General features: G+C 49.8%; 15 protein-coding genes and 1 tRNA gene. 14 read left to right on the top strand and 2 right to left on the bottom strand.

Translation table 11 applies throughout. From position 1 onward, the window contains the following. The 14 genes from nuoD (at nt 1) to IPL71_RS19400 (ending at nt 15,494) form a co-directional block, all read left to right on the top strand. On the top strand, nt 1–1,230 hold the full coding sequence (gene nuoD / locus IPL71_RS19465; RefSeq protein WP_345324517.1) for an NADH dehydrogenase (quinone) subunit D: 1,230 nt from the start codon (nt 1–3) through the stop codon (nt 1,228–1,230). Continuing rightward, the gene (locus IPL71_RS19460; RefSeq protein ID WP_345324516.1) at nt 1,227–1,733 is read left to right on the top strand and encodes an NADH-quinone oxidoreductase subunit NuoE family protein; all 507 of its coding nucleotides are present in this window, start codon (nt 1,227–1,229) and stop codon (nt 1,731–1,733) included. Before nuoD ends, IPL71_RS19460 begins: the two co-directional genes overlap by 4 nt. Then, a complete protein-coding gene (gene nuoF, locus IPL71_RS19455; protein ID WP_345324514.1) occupies nt 1,733–2,980 on the top strand; it encodes an NADH-quinone oxidoreductase subunit NuoF in 1,248 nt (415 codons plus the stop codon). Before IPL71_RS19460 ends, nuoF begins: the two co-directional genes overlap by 1 nt. A 10-nt stretch (nt 2,981–2,990) precedes the next feature. Beyond that, nucleotides 2,991–5,462, top strand: a complete 2,472-nt coding sequence (gene nuoG, locus IPL71_RS19450; protein WP_345324512.1) for an NADH-quinone oxidoreductase subunit NuoG — start codon at nt 2,991–2,993, stop codon at nt 5,460–5,462. Then, complete coding sequence (nuoH, locus tag IPL71_RS19445) at nt 5,462–6,610, top strand: NADH-quinone oxidoreductase subunit NuoH (RefSeq protein ID WP_345324510.1); 1,149 nt, start codon at nt 5,462–5,464, stop codon at nt 6,608–6,610. Before nuoG ends, nuoH begins: the two co-directional genes overlap by 1 nt. Further along, nucleotides 6,597–7,118, top strand: coding sequence for an NADH-quinone oxidoreductase subunit NuoI (gene nuoI / locus IPL71_RS19440; RefSeq protein ID WP_345324508.1), 522 nt, complete (start codon nt 6,597–6,599; stop codon nt 7,116–7,118). Before nuoH ends, nuoI begins: the two co-directional genes overlap by 14 nt. A 41-nt stretch (nt 7,119–7,159) precedes the next feature. After that, nucleotides 7,160–7,687 carry an NADH-quinone oxidoreductase subunit J gene (locus IPL71_RS19435; protein ID WP_345324506.1) on the top strand — a complete coding sequence of 176 codons (528 nt, stop codon included), beginning with the start codon at nt 7,160–7,162 and terminating at the stop codon, nt 7,685–7,687. Next, the gene (gene nuoK, locus IPL71_RS19430) at nt 7,687–8,007 is read left to right on the top strand and encodes an NADH-quinone oxidoreductase subunit NuoK (protein WP_345324504.1); all 321 of its coding nucleotides are present in this window, start codon (nt 7,687–7,689) and stop codon (nt 8,005–8,007) included. The genes IPL71_RS19435 and nuoK overlap by 1 nt, the downstream gene beginning before the upstream one ends. Nucleotides 8,008–8,069: 62 nt before the next feature. Continuing rightward, nucleotides 8,070–10,214, top strand: coding sequence for an NADH-quinone oxidoreductase subunit L (locus tag IPL71_RS19425; protein WP_345324502.1), 2,145 nt, complete (start codon nt 8,070–8,072; stop codon nt 10,212–10,214). A gap of 69 nt (nt 10,215–10,283) precedes the next feature. Further along, nucleotides 10,284–11,798, top strand: coding sequence for a complex I subunit 4 family protein (locus tag IPL71_RS19420; protein WP_345324501.1), 1,515 nt, complete (start codon nt 10,284–10,286; stop codon nt 11,796–11,798). 97 nt (nt 11,799–11,895) lie between these two features. Then, complete coding sequence (locus tag IPL71_RS19415) at nt 11,896–13,356, top strand: NADH-quinone oxidoreductase subunit N (RefSeq protein WP_345324499.1); 1,461 nt, start codon at nt 11,896–11,898, stop codon at nt 13,354–13,356. A gap of 261 nt (nt 13,357–13,617) precedes the next feature. After that, nucleotides 13,618–14,595, top strand: a complete 978-nt coding sequence (locus IPL71_RS19410) for a fasciclin domain-containing protein (protein WP_345324497.1) — start codon at nt 13,618–13,620, stop codon at nt 14,593–14,595. Nucleotides 14,596–14,713: 118 nt separating this feature from the next. Further along, the gene (locus IPL71_RS19405) at nt 14,714–15,373 is read left to right on the top strand and encodes an ion channel (protein ID WP_345324495.1); all 660 of its coding nucleotides are present in this window, start codon (nt 14,714–14,716) and stop codon (nt 15,371–15,373) included. A gap of 48 nt (nt 15,374–15,421) precedes the next feature. Then, nucleotides 15,422–15,494 (top strand) — tRNA-Lys (locus tag IPL71_RS19400). A gap of 108 nt (nt 15,495–15,602) precedes the next feature. On the opposite strand, the gene IPL71_RS19395 is transcribed toward IPL71_RS19400, so the two are convergent. Further along, on the bottom strand, nt 15,603–18,629 hold the full coding sequence (locus tag IPL71_RS19395; RefSeq protein WP_345324493.1) for a PAS domain S-box protein: 3,027 nt from the start codon (nt 18,627–18,629) through the stop codon (nt 15,603–15,605). Between the two features lie 145 nt (nt 18,630–18,774). Further along, the gene (locus IPL71_RS19390; RefSeq protein WP_345324491.1) at nt 18,775–19,356 is read right to left on the bottom strand and encodes a hypothetical protein; all 582 of its coding nucleotides are present in this window, start codon (nt 19,354–19,356) and stop codon (nt 18,775–18,777) included. Nucleotides 19,357–19,365: the final 9 nt, after the last annotated feature.

Below are 19,365 nucleotides of genomic sequence, written 5' to 3'. Positions count from 1 at the left end.
ATGACCCAGATTGAAGAAGTCGGTTTGGAAAAATTTAAACATCTTGTTTCAGAGCGTGCGCTGACCGGTGAAACCATGCTCTTGAACATGGGCCCCCAGCATCCGTCCACGCATGGCGTGCTGCGCCTGCTGCTTGAGTTGGACGGCGAGATCGTTGTCAACTGTATTCCCGACATTGGTTATTTGCATACGGGAATTGAAAAGAACATGGAAGCCAAGACCTACCAAAAGGCTGAAGTGATGACCGACCGCCTCGACTATATGAATACGATGGGAAATAATCTCGCGTATGTGATAGCCGTTGAAAAATTGGTCGATCTGGATGTGCCCGTGCGTGCTCAAGGCCTGCGCGTGATCCTGACTGAGTTGCAGCGCATCGCTTCACATTTGGTTTGGCTCGGCACTTCAGGCCTCGACCTTGCAGCCATGTCCATGTTCCTTTATTGTTTCCGCGAACGCGAACAGATCCTCGATATCTTTGAGCTGGTCTCAGGCCAGCGCATGATGACCACCTACTTCCGCCCGGGCGGCGTATGGCGCGATGTGCCCGTGGAATTTGAAAAAGCCGTGCGCGATTTCATCAAGATCTTCCCGAAACGCATTGATGAATACGAAGCCTTGTTGACGAAGAACCCGCTCTTCCTGGACCGTATGCTGGGTCTTGGAATTTTAGATTCAGCCACCGCCTTATCATACGGCGTCACCGGCCCCACACTCCGCGCTTCAGGTGTCGACTGGGACTTGCGCAAGGTGCGCCCTTATTGTGGCTATGAACAATATGATTTCAATGTGCCGGTATTAACGGAAGGCGATACATATGCGCGTTATCTGGTGCGCATTCAGGAATTGCGTGAGTCATTGAAGATCGTTGAACAGGCTTTGAATAAATTGCCGCTTGGCCCGGTGCGTTCGGACAATCGCAAGTTCGTCCCGCCGCCCCGTTCAGAGATCGGTGTCAGCATGGAATCCCTCATCCATCACTTCAAGTTGTGGACAGAAGGTTTCCCTGCGCCGAAAGCTTCCATTTACAGCGCAGTTGAATCTCCGCGCGGTGAACTGGCGTTGATGCTTGAAGGCGATGGCGGACCCAAACCGTTGCGCGTGCATTTACGCACTCCCTCTTTTGATAATTTGGGTGTGCTTCCACAGATCGTTAAGGGACATTTGGTGGCTGATCTGGTTGCCATCCTTGCTTCCATTGATATTGTCCTCGGAGATATTGACAGATGAGCCTCGAAAAAAAATATCAAAAGGAAATAAAACAGATCCTGGCGAAGTATCCGCCTGAGCAGAAACGCTCGGCTGTGATGCCGATTTTGTATCTTGCGCAGCGCGAAGAAGGATATGTCAATAAAGCCGCGATGCAGGATATCGCAAAAATGCTTGATATTACCGAAACCGAAGTCGCCTCGATCATTGGCTTCTATTCACTTTATCACGATGAAAAAGCCGGCAAGTATCGCATGCAGGTCTGCAACGATCTGCCTTGCGCCTTGCGCGGTGCGGATGAATTCCTTAATAACCTGTGCGGAAATTTGGGAATTAAAGTTGGAGAGACCACAGCTGACGGTCTCGTAACGCTCGAAGCTGTTACCTGTCTCGCCGCCTGTGACAAAGCCCCCATGTTCCAGACACAAGGACCGGATGGCATCAAATATCACGAAAACATGACCGTGGACCGCACCGTGGAATTGATCGAAGCATTGAAGCGTGCTGAAGGGGAGGCGAAATAATGGCACACGTTCTATTACGTCATCGTGATGTCCTCGACATCAACAAACTTGAAGTGTATAAAAAGAACGGCGGCTTTGACGCCTTCAAAAAAGCTGTAACCAAAATGCAGCCCGCTGAAGTGACCGATGTGGTTAAAAACTCCAATCTGCGCGGCCGTGGCGGCGCGGGCTTCCCGACTGGCATGAAGTGGTCCTTCATTGATAACAAGAACTGGCCGCATTATGTAGTTGCCAATGCTGATGAATCTGAACCCGGCACTTTCAAAGACCGCGAGATCATGGAAAGCAATCCCTTCCAGTTTTTGGAAGGACTCGCCCTTGCCAGTTACGCAGTCGGTGCGACTGTGGCTTATGTTTACCTGCGCGGCGAGTTCTGGCAGGTAGCCGCCTTCCTTGACGAAAAGATCGCTGAAATGGAAAAAGCCGGTTATCTTGGTGATAACCTGTTTGGCAAAGATTACTCCCTGAAAATTTTTACACATCTTGGCGCTGGCGCTTACATTTGCGGCGAAGAAACTGCCTTGCTTGAATCACTCGAAGGCAAACGTGGACAGCCTCGTGTACGTCCGCCGTTCCCGCCTTCGTTTGGTTTATATGGCAAACCCACCATTATCAACAATGTGGAAACATTTACAAACGTGCCAATGATCCTCGCCAATGGCGCCGACTGGTACAAATCAATGGGAACGTTGGACAGCGCGGGCGTGAAGATCTTTTCACTCTCGGGTCGTGTCCGCAAACCTGGAAATTATGAACTGCCCTTCGGCACCACCTTCCGCCAGTTGATCTATGAACACGGCGGCGGAATTCAGGAAGGACGCCCGGTAAAGGCGATCATGGCTGCGGGTGCTTCCTCCTCCATTATTGTTGTTGATGATAAAGTACTCGATACCCCGATGGATTATGCAACTGTCCGCACGATCGGCGCGGACCTCGGGTCTGCATCTGTGATCGTGTTGGACGATACGGTTGATATGGATTGGGTGGTGAACAAGACCATCCATTTCTTCAAGCACGAAAGCTGCGGCAAATGCACGCCCTGCCGTGAAGGTAATTATTGGATGAAGAATCTCACAACACGTATTCATTCCGGCGAAGGTTCAAAAGCGGACGTTGATCTGCTTTTGAATGTGGCAAAACAAATGCAGGGCAAGTGCCTGTGCGCGCTGGGTGAATTCTCAACGATGGCTGTGGTTACCGGTATTGAAAGATTCCCGCAAGATTTCAAAAAAGTAGTAAAGGCTTAACGGAGCACGCATGACGAAACAAGTCACGGTTTCAATTAATGGAATTAGTGTAACTGTCCCGGATGGAACACTGGTGGCCGATGCCGCCAAGATGGCAGGGATTGATATTCCGGTTTTCTGCCATCATCCCAAACTCGAACCTGTCGGTATGTGCCGCATGTGTCTGGTGGAAATCGGGCGACCCATGCTCGACCGCGCCACGGGTCAGGTTGTAATGGAAAATGGTCAACCCAAGATCCAGTTCATGCCCAAGCTTGAAACAGCCTGCACCAATCGCGTTTCAGAAGGCATGGTTGTAATGACCACATCTGATAAAGCAGTGGACGGTCAGAAGGGCACAGTTGAATTTCTGCTCACCTCGCATCCTTTGGATTGCCCGGTTTGTGATAAAGGCGGCGAATGTCCGCTTCAGAATTTGACAATGGCTTTTGGCCCCGGTCAGAGCCGCTTTATTTATGATGAAAAATTACATTTTGAAAAACAGGTTCCACTCGGCGAGTTGATCTGGCAGGACCGCGAACGCTGTATTCAATGTGCGCGCTGCATCCGCTTTCAGGATGAAATTGCCGGCGAAGCCGTTCTTGGATTTGATCAGCGCGGCCGCTCGACACAGATCGTATCTTTGTCTGAACCGGGATTTGATTCTGTTTTCTCAGGCAATACCACCGATATTTGCCCCGTCGGCGCATTGACCATTGCTGACTTCCGCTTTGGTGCCCGTCCATGGGAATTACAAGCAGAAGCTTCCATTTGTACGCAGTGCCCGGTTGGATGCAACACCACGCTTAATACCCGCCGCGAAGCCAAAGCGGCTGGCGATATTGTTGTCAAGCGTGTCATGCCGCGCCAGAATGAAGAAGTCAATGAGATCTGGTTGTGCGATAAAGGCCGCTTTGCTTATCATTACACAGAAAGCAAGAAACGCCTGACCCGGCCGCTTATCCGCAAGGATCAGAAATTGGCGCGCGCTTCATGGGATGCAGCGACCAAACTCGCCGCAGAAAATTTTGTAAAATATAAGAAGGATTTCGTTATTTTGGCCTCAGGCCGATTGGCGAATGAAGATCTCTTCAATCTTAAGTCACTCGCAGATCATGCAGGCGGTACTGCGATCATGTACTCAGACATGGGCGGCGGTGATATTACCGCGCTGGTGGGTGTGGGGCAGGGAACAAATATTGGCAAGATGGGCAAGGGTGATGCCATTCTCGTGGTCGCTTCGGATTTGTATCAGGAATCTCCCATTTGGTGGCTGCGTGTGAAACAGGCTGCTGACCGCGGCGCGACGTTGATCGTGGCAAATCCGCGCGAAACCAAACTCGATAAATTTGCGAAGTTCGTCATCCGCTATGCGTACGGCGATGAAGTAAAAACGATCAATGATCTGAGCAAAAAGAGCAAGATCGCTGATGAATTTGCAAAGGCGAAGAATGCGATTGTATTCTTTGGCAACGATGGACTCGGCTTGAACGGTTCATCCGGTCTCGCATCTGCGTGTGCCACACTTTTGAAAGAAACCGATCACATCGGCAAACCGAACAACGGTTTGGTTGGTGTCTGGCAGAGAGTCAACGATCAGGGTGCGTGGGAGGTTGGTTTCCAGCCTGAGCCTGATCTGGAGAAAGCGCTTAAAGGTAAGGCTGTTTATATTGTCGGCGCTGATCCAGTAGGGGATGACCCCGCTCTGGCGAAGGCTCTCAAAGGTGCGAAGTTCGTGGCCGTGCAGGATATTCTTGAAACAGCAACTACCGAGATGGCAGATGTGGTCTTCCCCGCCCAGGCGTATACGGAACGTGAGGGAACCTTTACTTCCGGTGAACGCCGTGTACAGCGCTTCTATGCGGCTGTGCCGGTGAAGGGCGATGCGAAACCCGATTTTGCGATCACTTCACAAGTTGCAAAACAGATGGGCGTCATTCTTGAGGGTTCGTCTGTTTCTGTAGTGTTTGATATTCTGGCAAACTCACTTGATGCGTTTACAGATATTAGTTATGAAAAGCTCGCTGAAGTGCATGGTCAGTGGCCGATCGTGGGCCGTGGTGACTTGTATTACGGCGGCACAACTTATGAGAATACGCAGGGTTTGGGTGTTCAACTCGCCCCGGCTGCCCAGTCTGGGAAAACAGTAACCATTTCAAAGGTCAGAAAAGAAGCGGCTCTTCGTCCAAAAGAAAAAGAGTTGATGGCCGTTCCGGTTAATAAATTGTATGACCGTGGTGTGACCGTTAATCCGGCTCAATTGCTTGAAGGACGAATCGGTGAAGCGACTGTGACTCTGCATCCATCGGCTGCGAAGAATTTGGGCGTGGCGGAAGGTGCGCGCGTGAAGATCAGTTTTGAAGGCGTGAATGCCGAAGTGATTGTGAAGTTGGACGATACGATCTCGGCCGGTGTGGCGCTGGTTCCGCGTAGTATGGGAATTGCGATCCATGAACCTGTGGCGGCGCGTGTCTTGAGCCTGGTCGAAGGGAAGGTGAAGTAATGGATTGGACTTTCTGGCTTGAATGGGTAATTAAAGGATTTGTACTCTGCCTGATCCTGTTGACGGGTTTTGCGTATCTGACTTTATATGAACGCCGTGCGCTGGCACGTATGCAAGTGCGTGTCGGACCGAACCGCGCCGGATATCAGGGTTTGCTGCAACCGATCGCGGATGCGGTGAAGTTGATCTTCAAGGAAGAGCTGACTCCCGCCCGCGTTTATAAAGTGGTCTTTGTACTGGCTCCCGTGTTGACCGTGGTGCCTTCACTTGTACTCGCCGCAGTTGTTCCGCTGGGCACATCGTTCAATTTGTTTGGCCGTGTCATTACCCTGTATGTCGCAGACTTGAATGTCGGTGTTTTATATTTGACATCCATCGCTTCCATTGCGGTATACGGGATTACGCTGGCGGGTTGGTCGAGCAACAACAAGTACGCCATGCTGGGCGGTATTCGTGCTTCGGCACAAATGATCTCGTATGAACTTTCTCTTGGCTTGTGCTTTGCGATTGCGATCGTGATGGGCAACTCCATGAATCTGGTGGACATTGTCAACGCACAAAGTGGAATGTGGTTTGCAGTGATCCAGCCTGTGGGCGCGTTGATCTTTTTGATCGTGACACTGGCTGAGGTCAATCGTGCGCCGTTCGATATGCCGGAAGCTGAACAGGAATTGACCGCCGGTTTCCACTCGGAATATTCAGGCATGAAATTCGCGCTGTTCTTCATGGCTGAATATCAGAAGATGATCGTAATTTGTATGATCGCCGCGACTTTGTTCTTCGGCGGTTATCGTGAGTTTTGGTTCTTGAAGGATTTTGCGGGCGGCATCCTTAGTGTGGATCGTTTCTGGTTCCTTGGCCCGATCTATTTGCTGTTGAAAGTGATCGTCCTGTTGTTCTTCATGATCTGGATCCGTGCCACATGGCCGCGCATCCGCTATGACCGTTTGATGTCTTTCGGCTGGAAGGTTCTTCTGCCGCTTTCGCTGGTGGTGCTCTTCATTACCGCCGCCGGTATTTTGCTGGCGCAGGAATTAAATAATCAAATTTATTTCTATAGCATCCCCGTTCTTTCTATTATTAGTGCAATGGTTGCGGTGGCGCTTATTTATCGTGACTTGAGGAGAAAATCCAATGGGCGTATTTGATCCCGTTATTGAGCTTGGGCGCGGTCTCGGTGAAACGCTCCGCTCCTTCTTTTTTGAGAAGACCGTCACTTATCAATACCCTGAACAGAAGCGTACGGTTAGTCCGCGCTTCCGTGGACGCCATGTCTTGAAACGCTACGACAATGGACTTGAGAAATGCATCGGATGTTCACTCTGCGCGGCAGCCTGCCCGGCGGATGCGATCTTCGTGGAATCCTCTGAAAATACGGATGAAAAGCGTTTCTCTCCCGGACAGCGATTTGCTTCCACCTACGAGATCAATATGCTGCGCTGTATCTATTGCGGCTTTTGCGAAGATGCCTGCCCGACAGAGGCGATCGTCCTCGGCGATAACTACGAACTCTCATTTACTGACCGGCGTCAGGCGATTTATACAAAAGACTCTTTGCTTGAGCCTGTCAAAACTGCAGAAATGCTCACTCCACGCAAAGTGGATGCAGGTGTGTACACACGCTCAGTACCTGAAATGCAAAACCCGACTGATTAGTAATTGGGAACTACCATATACCAGTTACGCAAAAGGTATCTATGACCTCTGAATTAATTGTTTTCCTCGTTCTTTCCCTTGTTGCCATTTCCAGCGCATTTGGCATGTTGTTCAGCCGCAATGCAGTGTATTCGGCGTTATTCCTCGTGTTGAACTTTGTGACGGTGGCCGTCTTCTATCTGATGCTTGGTGCGCCATTCATTGCCATGTCGCAGATCACGGTATACGCGGGCGCGATCATGGTGCTGTTCCTCTTCGTCATCATGCTGCTCGGCGCGGAAAGCCTTGTCCCTCTGCCTCAGGCCATGCCGTGGCAGAGACCGCTGGCTTTCATTTTGGCAGCCATTCTTGCCGTGGAATCAGTTTATCTGATCTTTGCGCGTTCGCGGTTAAACACGGTCATTACTGCGCCCGATGCTGCAACGAATTCAATGGAAGGCTTGCGGGATATGGCGATGATCCTTTTCGATCAATTCCTTCTGCCGTTTGAGATCACTTCCATTTTATTATTGGTCGCGATGGTGGGTGCGATCGTACTTACAAATCGCGAAAAGGTAGGGCATAAATAATGGTTCCTGTAGATTATTACGTCATCCTTTCGGCCATTTTGTTTACCCTCGGCGCATTGGGTGTATTGATCCGCCGCAATCCTTTGATCATTTTCATGTCGATCGAGTTGATGCTCAACGCGGGTAATCTGGCATTTGTGGCCTTTGGCCGTTCCTACGAAGTAGCCGGCGGACAGCCCTTCTACACCGGGCAGATCTTTGTATTTTTCGTCATCGCAGTCGCCGCCGCCGAAGTGGCCGTGGGACTCGCCTTGATCGTTGAAATTTTTAAGACCAAGAAGAACATCAATGTTGATGAGATGAATTCTCTTAAAGGATAAGTCGATATTCGATACTCGAATTTCGAATACCCAATAGCGAGTATCGAATTGCGGAGAAATTTATGCACTTAAGCGAAACAGTAGTTGGCGGATTTTTCTTTTTAGCCCCGTGGCTGGTCTTTGCGCCCTTAACCGGCTTGCTGATCAATTTGATCTTCAGCAAACAGTTTAAGTTCAGCGAGAACATGGTCGGCACGGTGGCAAGCCTGGCATCGGGAGCGGCGTTTGTCGTTTCGGTGCTGTTGGCGTATTCAGTCTCGATTAATCATGGCGAAGTCGTGCGCTGGCGTTTGGCGGAATGGATCCACATCGGCACCCTCAGCCTCGATTGGACTTTCCGAATTGACTCGCTCTCGACTACGATGATGCTGGTCGTTTCGGGCGTGGGCACGCTGATCCACATCTATGCCATCGGATACATGCACGAGGATGTGCGCTTCAAGCACGAAGAGGGACGCTTTACCCGCTTCTTCCTCTTCCTCAACCTGTTCATTGCAGCCATGATGATTCTCGTCTCAGGCGATTCATACATGATGCTCTTCGTCGGCTGGGAAGGCGTGGGGCTTTGCTCCTTCCTGCTGATCGGCTTCTGGTATGAGATGGACACGCTTGGACGGCCATCCTGGGCAAATTCCAATGCGGCCAAGAAAGCCTTCATCACCAACCGTGTCGGTGACTTTGGTTTCCTGATCGCGGGCTTCCTGATGTTCTGGTATCTCGGCTCCTTCCAGTTCGATGAAGTTTTCGAGGCAGCCAAAACAGCTCCTCCCGGAATCATTGTCGCGATCACCCTCTTTATGTTGGTCGGTGTTGCTGGTAAATCAGCGCAGATTCCGCTCTACATCTGGCTCCCAGATGCGATGGCCGGCCCGACACCAGTCTCGGCTTTGATCCATGCCGCCACAATGGTGACCGCAGGTGTTTACCTGATTACACGTTCTGCTGAAATTTATACGCTTGTACCGCAGGCGCAATATATTGTTGCAATGGTCGGCGCAGGGACAGCACTCTTCGCTGCGACGATTGCAGTCGGTCAATACGATATTAAGAAAGTTTTGGCCTACTCCACCATTTCCCAACTCGGCTTCATGGTTGCCGCAGTCGGTATGGGCGCGTACACTGCAGGCATGTTCCATCTCATTACACATGCCTTCTTCAAGGCCTTGTTATTCCTTTCGGCTGGTTCTGTCATCCTCGGGCTTGAGCGCGGACATCATCACGCGGCCCATCATGCCGCGCATGACGATCATGGAAAAGGAAAGAAGAAAAAAGACGATCATGGTCACGGCGATGAACATGGTGAAGTATTCGACCCGGGCGATATGCGCAACATGGGCGGACTTCGCAAGACCATGCCCGTTACCTTCTGGCTCTACATGATCGGTACGCTTGCTCTCGCAGGTATCTTTCCTTTCGCAGGCTTCTGGTCTAAGGATGAAATTCTGCTTGATGCAAGTCTGCATTACCCAAGTGTCTACGGCCAGTTAACGCTCGCTGCATTCCTAACTGCCTTCTATATGGGACGTCAGGTGTGGATGGTCTTCTTCGGTACACCGCGACACGAAGCAGCCGCGCACGCCGAAGAAAGCCCCAAAGTGATAACCGTGCCGCTTATGGTCCTCGCAGCTTTATCGGTCCTGGGTGGCGCGTTGAATCTGCCCTTCGAAGGTTTCCACAATCTTGGTCATTGGCTGGGATACACCCTCGGCGAAGTTGGATCCCTTCCGCTTGATTTGCCGGTTGCCGGAATTTCCACAGTTCTTGCTCTCGCCGCTATTTTTATTTCATGGCTTATTTACGGACGCAATCCGCTCAAGTCCGGCCAGATCGATCCGCTCAAAAAGCCGCTTGGATTTATCTTCACTGGCATGGAAAACAAATGGTTTGTGGATGAAGGATATTTCGCCGTCATCATCAATCCATTCAAAAAGGCTTCCCAATTCATTGCAGACGTAATTGACTGGCGCTTCTGGCATGACTTTGTACATGATACGGTTATTCTGGGAACTTACAACTGGCTGAGTGAAGTCGCGTTGACCAAGTATGCCGATCAAAAAGGTATTGACGCTTTCGCAAACTGGCTCGGCACAGCAACTCAATGGGTTTCAGGAATCATGCGCAAGGTCCAGAATGGATTCGTGCGTTCATATGCGCTCTCTGTCATGTTGGGCGTCGTCTTGATTTTAGGATATCTTATTTTTAAATAGTCAAAGGTCGAAAGTCAAAAGTCGACCTCGACCTTTGACCTTCGACGATCTTGCACTTGAGGATAGAACATGGAATTTCTTTTGCAACCTCTTACTCTTCTGACCTTCTTCCCGCTCGTGGGCGTGCTTGTACTTCTCTTTATGAAGTCCGAAGCGAAGACCGCCATTCGCTGGGTCGCAATGGTTACCACCCTGATCACGTTTGGTATTTCACTTTGGGTGCTCGTACAATTCAAAGCATCCAATCCTGATCTTCAATTGGAAGCCAAATACCCGTGGATCAATGTCGCCGGCTGGAACATCTACTATTATCTTGCGGTAGATGGCTTGAGCATTTTGCTTGTTTTGCTCACCGCCTTCCTGACACCGATCTCCATCCTCTCCACGTGGACAGCCGTGGAAGACCGTGTCAAGGATTTCATGATCTTCTTCCTCTTGTTGGAAGTGGGCATGCTGGGCGTCTTCCTCGCGCAGGATCTGTTCCTGTTCTACATCTTCTGGGAATTCACGCTCGTGCCGATGTACTTCCTGATCGGCCTGTGGGGCGGACCACGCCGCATTTATGCCGCGGTCAAGTTTTTCCTTTACACAATGGCTGGCTCCATTTTGATGTTGGTTGCGATTCTCTTCCTCGGCGTCAAGACCGGCACATTCAACCTCCCTGAAATGATCGCCGCATTGCGCGGGCTTTATTCATCAGGCATGATCAACCCACAGACACAAATGCTTTTGTTTGTGGCCTTCGCAGCTGCATTCGCCATCAAAGTTCCAATGTGGCCCCTGCATTCGTGGCTGCCCGATGCCCACGTGGAAGCGCCAACTGCCGGTTCTGTGATTTTGGCTGGCGTTCTGCTCAAGATGGGTACCTACGGCTTCCTGCGCTTCAACATTCAACTCTTCCCGAATGCCACCATCGCAGCCGCCCCGTGGATCGCGCTTCTCGCGACCATCGGCATCATCTATGGCGCGGCGGTTTCCTACGCACAGTCTGATGTGAAAAAACTGGTTGCATATTCATCCGTCAGTCACCTTGGATTTGTCATGCTCGGTATGTTCGCGCTCAATGCTGAAGGTGTGTCTGGTGCGATTTTGCAAATGATCAATCACGGGTTAAGCACCGGCGCGTTGTTCCTTCTCATTGGTATGGTCTACGAACAGACTCACACACGTGAGATCAAAGTCTACGGCGGCCTGTGGAAAGTCATGCCGATTTTCGGCACGGTCATGTTGATCTCCTCACTTTCTTCGATGGGTCTGCCTGGCTTGAACGGTTTTGTCGGCGAATTTACCATCTTGCTTGGCGCGTTCGGCTCAAAGGCGATTGGCAGTCCTTGGTACGCGGGTATCTCCGCCATCGGTGTCATCATGGCGGCGGTTTATATTCTCTACATGTTCCAGAAAATGTTCCTCGGCCCTGCCGGTGAGGTCACGAAACATCACGAACTAAAAGACCTCAACTGGCGCGAAATTCTCACTGTTGCCCCCTTGTTGATCTTCATGTTCTGGATCGGTCTCTATCCCGCCCCGTTCTTCAACTTGATAGCTCCTGCTGTTGAGAAACTTTTATCCGCGTTACCTTTATAGTAAGACCGTTGACCGTAGACCAAAGACCGTCGACCAGTTTTGTTAACTGTTCACTGTCTACTGTCCACCGTCTGCCGTCAAGATTTTCGGAGCGTTCATGACGCAAACTGATTTTTACGCTAATTTTTACTCCATCATTCCATTGACAGTCCTTGTCGCATGGGCGAGCATACTTCTGCTCGTAGATCTCTTCATCCCGAAGGGACGCAAGGGTATCACCGCTTTCCTCGCGGCGCTTGGCCTGGCCGCCACCCTGAGTTTTATCATCTGGCAAACGCTGGTGGGTGTTGAGCGCACAGGCTTCAATGGCATGGTGACTCTCGATGGCTTTTCCCTGTTCGTCAACGCGCTGGTCATTATCAGTGGTTTACTCGGCATTGCCCTCGCCTATGGCTATCTCAAACGCATGAAGCTTGAGCGCGGCGAATATTACGTGCTCATGCTCTTCAGCATTACCGGCATGATGTTGATGGCGCAAGCCTCAGACCTCATCATCGTCTTCCTCGCGCTTGAATTACTGTCCATCCCGTTGTATGTGCTGGCGGCCTTCGCCCGTCCCAATTTGCAGTCTGAAGAAGCCGGCGTCAAATACTTCCTGCTCGGCGCATTCGCCACCGGATTTATCGTCTACGGCACCGCCCTGATCTTCGGCGCGACCGGAACCACATCCCTGAGCGGAATCTTCTTCGCCGCTTCGCACGAAACCCCAAGCCTGCTCCTAACCATCGGGGCTGCTCTGCTCCTCGTCGGCTTTGGCTTCAAGGTTGCGGCTGTTCCCTTCCACATGTGGACTCCAGACGTGTACCAGGGCTCTCCAACGGCTGTGACGGCATTCATGTCCTCTGGTGCGAAGATCGCTGGCTTTGCGGCCTTACTACGCGTTTTTGCCACCGCATTCCCCGCCCTCTCCGCTGACCTGACCGGCGTCCTCTGGGTGCTCGCCGCGCTGACCATGGTGGTTGGTAATCTCACCGCCATTTCGCAAACAAATATCAAACGTTTGTTGGCATATTCCAGCATTGCGCACGCGGGCTATATCCTGATGGCCTTTGTGCCCTATGGCAATAAAGAAGTTTTGCCGATCTCAATTGCCGCCGGTTTGTTCTATCTCGTTTCCTACGTTGTGACCAACTTCGGCACATGGGGTGTCGTGATCGCACTTGAAAAAGCCGAAGGCAAGGGGCTTGAGATCGCAGATTACGCCGGCCTTGCGAAGAAATATCCCGCCCTGGCCGCCGCCATGACCGTCTTCATGCTCTCCTTCATTGGCTTCCCTCCCACATTGGGCATGGTCGGCAAGTTCTATCTCTTCCGTGCTGTCATCGCCGGCGGATATCCCGGCCTTGCCATCATCGGCGTGGTCACCTCACTGGTCTCGGCCTATTACTATCTGCGTATTGTCGTCAACATGTATATGCGCGAAGGTGACCCCACCATCGAACGCGAAATGTGGCTGGACTTCACAACCATGTCCACCGCGATTGCCACAGTGGTGTTGAGTTTCGTTCCACAGTGGTTGTTTCTGTTGGCGAGTACTGCAGTGTTGAGGTTATTCTAAAAATATAATCAATAAGTGAATGATTATTTGCGGGACGGCGTTTTTGCCGTCCCGCTTTTTATTGTGTGTGGACATTACCTTTATGAAATACAAATAGACAATCCAGAAGGGGTTGTGGTTGGGGGAGGTAATTAAGTGTTTTATTAGAGAATATTCTAGTATATTGACAGCCTGTACATAAGATGTAAAATAGAGACAATATATGGACAAAACCTGTTCAAAATATTGTAAAAATGTAACATCTTATAAATGGAGAAAAAAATGAAACGCTTTTCAATGTTCACAATATTAATGGTAGTCACCTCACTCATTCTGGCCGCTTGTGCGCCCGCGGCCACCCCTGCTCCTACTGCTACACAGGCTCCTGAGCCCACTGCAACCCCTGAGCCGATGCTCAAGGACATCGTCGATACGGCTGTTGCAGATGGCCGCTTTACAACGCTTGTAGCGGCTGTAGGAGCCGCCGAATTGGTTGATACGCTCAAAGGCGAAGGCCCGTTCACTGTTTTTGCCCCCACCGATGATGCATTCGCCGCTTTGCCCGCTGGCACAGTTGACGAATTGCTCAAGCCTGAAAATAAGCAGCAATTGACCGACATTCTGCTTTACCATGTGGTTTCTGGCAAGGTGATGGCCGCCGATGTGACCGCTCTGACCAGCGCCACCACCGTGCTCGGTAAGGATGTGGCCATAAAGGTTGATATGGGCAATGTTTACATCAACGAAGCAAAAGTAATCATCACAGACATTGAAACTTCCAATGGTGTGATCCACGTAATCGATGCAGTTCTCCTGCCGCCTGCCGAGGATGCTGCGATGGAAACAAACACTATCGTTGACATTGCAGTAGCTGACGGACGCTTCACAACCCTCGTGGCTGCTCTTGGCGCTGCCGAATTGGTCGAAACTTTGAGTGGTGAAGGTCCCTTCACAGTTTTTGCCCCCACTGACGATGCTTTCGCTGCATTGCCCGCTGGCACCTTAGACAGCCTGCTTCTGCCTGAAAACAAACAGCAATTGACAGATATTTTGCTCTACCATGTGGTCTCTGGCAAAGTCATGGCTGCGGACGTGGTCACTCTTACCAGTGCCACAACAGTTCTCGGCAAGGATGTTACCATCACCGTCAAGGATGGCAATGTCTTCCTGAGCGATACCGTACAAGTCATTATCACAGATATTGAAGCCTCAAATGGTGTAATTCATGTAATTGACGCGGTACTCCTCCCGCCTCAGTAAACATCTCACTTCTCCTAGACTGAAGTATAAGAAGAAAGGACAGGCAATTTGCCTGTCCTTTTGATTCTGATATTTGTGCTGCGCCCCAGGCAGAATAAGATGGGGGTAAAATCCTCCCATGAAAAAAGACACCATTAAAGGCCGTGCAATTTATGTGCTTATTCTGATCGTGCTCTTAAACGTGATCTACCCCATTACAAGCAATGGGAATGTCACAGCATTGATTATTTATCAAATCCTGTACGCGGGATTATTTGTGGCGGGAATCTTCATTGCCAGTGACAGCCGTGCCCACCTGATATGGTCTGCCAGTATCGCGGTTGTCTGGCTGGTTGTTGCAATTTTATACGCGCTTGACCCGGCCAGTTTCTGGAAAACCCAGATGACATATTTTATTCTCTTGATATTTCATATCACCATTATCTGGGTCTTGATGAGATTTATTTTTACATCTGAATCTGTCAACGCGGATGTGATCTACGCCGCCGCTGCCGTGTATTTCCTGCTCTCGTTTCTATTCGTCCCCATTTATGGCATGTTGGAAGTGGCTGCCCCCGGTTCTTTTATCGATAACACCCTCGGCACAGCGGTTTCATGGCAACAACTTGTTTATTTCAGCCTAATCACGCTCAGCACTGCAGGCTATGGCGATGTGCTCCCTGCCAGTCAGTGGGCGCGGATGCTGGCCGGACTTGAAGTGACCATCGGTGTACTTTATGTTGCCATCTTAATGGCGCGGCTGGTTAGTCTGTACGAGATACACCGAAAGCCGCAGTAAACTTATTGACATGGACTTTCTTTGCGGTATAATACCGTCCGCGTGTATGGCCGACTAGCTCAATTGGCAGAGCAAATGACTCTTAATCATTTGGTTCTGGGTTCGAGTCCCAGGTCGGTCACACAAGTAAAACAGCCTGTTGATTGGGCTGTTTTTTGTTTTAATTCTTGCGGCAAGGGGACTGGTGTGTACACACTCTGGGGTATTCGTGTTTGTGGCGGAAATCTGATCAGGCCGGCAAAGAATCACCATGAGCAAGGGTAAAGAAAAATGTTGCTCCTTTTCCCGCTTCGCTCTCCACCCAGATCCTGCCGCCGTGGACTTCGATAATTCGTTTTACAAGAGCCAACCCAATGCCGGTGCCGTCTGACTTGGAGTCGAGTTTGTTGAAGAGGCCAAAGATGCGCTCGTGGTATTGGGCATGAATGCCGATGCCGTTGTCTTTGATAAAGAATATGAGCCGGCCATCCTCTTCGCCGCTTTGACCGATCTCAATGGATGGGGCAGGTTGATCTCCCATATATTTGGCGGCGTTGTCTATCAGGTTTTGCAGGACTTCTATCAGTCGCTGACGATCTCCATAAATGGCTGGCAGGTTTGGCTGAGTCTGAACCGTTACTCTTCGCGCTTCAAGTTGTCCGTGGACAATTTCCAGAGCTTCGCGTATCAGTTCTTCAAAAGGAACCGTTTCCAGCGGGTTTACGATACGTCCGATGCGCGAGAGTTCGAGCAGTTCCTTGAGTAGTAAATGCATTTTATCCACCGCATCTTGAATGCGCTGAATATCTGTTAATACCCGATCTGAATTGCCTGAGACCATGTCCACTTTTAGATAACCGAGGAAACCGTTGATCGTGACCAGTGGTGATTTTAGATCATGTGAGATGGTGTAGGTAAAGCGTTCCAGTTCGGTGTTTTTTGATTCAAGCTCCTTGATGAGTTTCTCGCGGGTGGACAATTCGTTTTGAAGTTCGGTGAACAAGCGCGCGTTTTCCAATGCGATCGCAACCTGATTCGCAAAGGTAACGACCAGTTCGGCGTGATGCTGGTTAAATTGATCCTTCTCTTTGCCGTCAAGCGCGACCAGGCCTGTGATCTTTCCATGTGTTCTTAACGGAATGGCCAGCCATGAGTTGACATAGGTATGCGGCGCATCTTTAAAATCTGCGAGCTCCTCTTGGACGTTGTTGTTTAGTATATAGGGGACATCTCCCTTGAGGATTGGCAGGGCGGAGTTTGTTTCATCGTCAATGAACTCGATGTTCGCATCTTCAATCATGGCTGGCAGGTTGCGGCCGGTGATGAATTTCTGTCTGCCGTTTTCCCATTTCCATACGGAGGCGCTGTCATAGGGGATGACGCGTTTGATCTGATCGAGAATGTGCTGAATGATCTCGGAGAATTCAAATGTGCCTACGATGGTGGCGAAACTTTCGCGCATGGTTTCAGACTCTGCGTTTCTGATGGCAAGCTCGTGGATCAGTTGTTCGCGTTCGATCTCCGCCTGTTTACGTTTGGTAATATCCCGTTGAATGCCAAAAAAGCCGGTGATGTATCTTTGTTCATCGTAAAGACACACATATTCGCCCTCAAACCAGGCGGGTGTGCCGTCGTTCTTGCGTTCATACGTTTCTATATGTAAATTGCCTTTGTCAAACAATTGCCGGCGCAGTTGAAGCCCCTGTTGTGGATCATGCGCAAAAACGTCACTGGAGGTTAGGCTGGTAAATTTTTCGCGGGTCATGCCGTATTGATTGAGCATGGCATTGTTTACTTCTGTGTAATGCTGGTTTGTAAAAATATGGTGCAGGGTTTTTTCCTTGTCAATCGTATCGTCCCATTTTTGGGGTTTATCGAACATGCTGAAGAAAAAACCATCCAATGACTGATTGAAAAAGGCTTGAAGCCGCGCTTCACTTTCAGGCAGGGCGTTTTCAGATTGTTTGCGTTCGGTGATGTCACGCACATTTGCGACCATGATTTTCTCGTCACCATAATCCAACATGCGCGCGCTGATCTCTGTCGGGAATGTTGTCCCATCTTTTCGGCAGTAAACGGATTCAAAGATAAGGTCGCCTTTCTTGCGTACGAGAGCGACTCTTTCCTTCCATGTATTGATGTCTGTGATGTGCAGCGCGATATCCACCACGCCAAGCTGGATCAATTCCTCCCGGCTGTACCCAAGTTTTTTGCAGGCGGTTTCGTTAAAATCAATGTAACGACTGGTTTGCGGGTCGATCAAAAAAATGGCGTCGTTGGATTCATTTAATACATTTCTGAATTGGAGCAAAGCCTCCTCGGCGCGGCTGCGATCTGCCTCCATGTTTTTGCGGACGGAAATATCCTCAACGGATCCTTCGTAATATTGGATGTTTCCTTCCTTGTCACGGATGATCTGAATGTTCGCAGAGACCCATATTTTGGACTTGTCCTTGCGATAGTCAAGCGATTCAAAGGCGATGACCTTTTCGTTTTCAGTGAGATAACGCTGGAGCGCGTTTCTGTGATCTGGGTTGACATAGAGCTGCGTGGAAATATTGGTCACATTTTGGATCATGTCTTTGGGAGAGTCGTAGCCATACATGCGCGCCCTGGAAGGGTTGACATTCAGGAAATGCCCGTCGGTTGTGCTTTGAAAAATCCCATTAATGGAATTCTCGACAATGTGACGATATTTTTCCTCGGCCTTCCTTAAGTTTTCCTGACGGTCTTTTTCAACCTGATTGCGAAACCATATGGATACCAATACCAGCACCGCGCTCATCATCAGGGTTGAAGCGGGACCAATGATCGATTCGATCTCCAGAAAAATTCCCGGCACAATGATAGGCATCGAGAGAATCACGATAATTTCGATCAGCGCAAAAATGGCGGTGGTACGCATGGATAATAAAATTCCGCCAAGAATAAGACCGGGGATCAAATAATAAAGAGTCAGTTCCGGATGTACCGATCCTCCTGTGATAATGTTTGTGAATATCACGATTGGAAACATGATAAGGGTTAGAAAAGCCGCAGTATGGTAAAAGCGCGCCCGGTTTAACAGATATGCACCGACCAGAAAAATGTACCCATACCAGGGTGGTGTGTAGCCCGGGACTATGGTGTAATACACTCCATCCACTCCCAGAAAAACAAAAATTAATGGCAGCAAAAAGATATTAAGCAGCCGTGATTTATGGCGCAGTGCGATATCCACGATTTTTGGAGATGGTTCGATCAATATCCTTTGTATGGCCTCAGCCAGATTTCGCATTCCTGCTCCTTATTAAACACTTTCGCAGCCTCATATTTTTAATACGTCTACTCGTTGGATGATTATATCCCCATGTGTTTATAAAAAAACAGGAGCCACCACAGAGGTCGCTCCTGTTTTTTTTCATCCTGTCAGGCAGCCTGAGTTATGAAATCCAAACGTTGACCTGCTCCTTAATCACCCAATCTCCGTTTTTCTTTTCCATCAAATAGTAAAATCCAGCGCCCATCAGAGGCCCTGCTACGCTGCCAACGTAGACCACAGCTTGATCCAGCGTACTGTTGAATCCGACACGCGAGAAGATGATATAGCCGTGCGTGTCTTGATATTTCTCACTTAGAAGTTCGCCCCAATTAGGCTGGCTCGTAATTTCATAGAGATCATCAGCAGTGACAAGTGTGTATTCTGTGCCAAGCTCCATATCCGGTGAAAGCAGGGTAGGCTGCGCGTTACGGTCGAGGTAACTATCCAGAGTTTCCTGAGAGATGTTTTTCAAGCCGGATTTTATATATTCAATAGACTGTTCGGGATTATCTTTTGAAATATTCGTATTGGTTTCCTGCATGATAAGAACAGGACCATCACCTGCAAAAAAAGCATAAACCGCCTGCTCCTCCTTTTCAAGATCTGCGGCTGAGGGAACAGATTTAGGGGTCATGAAGGAACAGGCAATAAAATTCAGCGCAAGCAATACAAGCGGTGTTCTTTTAAGAAATTTGTTTAACATGGTTTCATT

The sequence above is a fragment of the Candidatus Villigracilis proximus genome, from assembly GCF_016717045.1.
GTDB classification, from domain to species: Bacteria; Chloroflexota; Anaerolineae; order Anaerolineales; family Villigracilaceae; genus Villigracilis; species Villigracilis proximus.
Note: the sequence above shows the minus strand (reverse complement) of the source record. Positions and strands in the feature narration are given on the sequence as shown.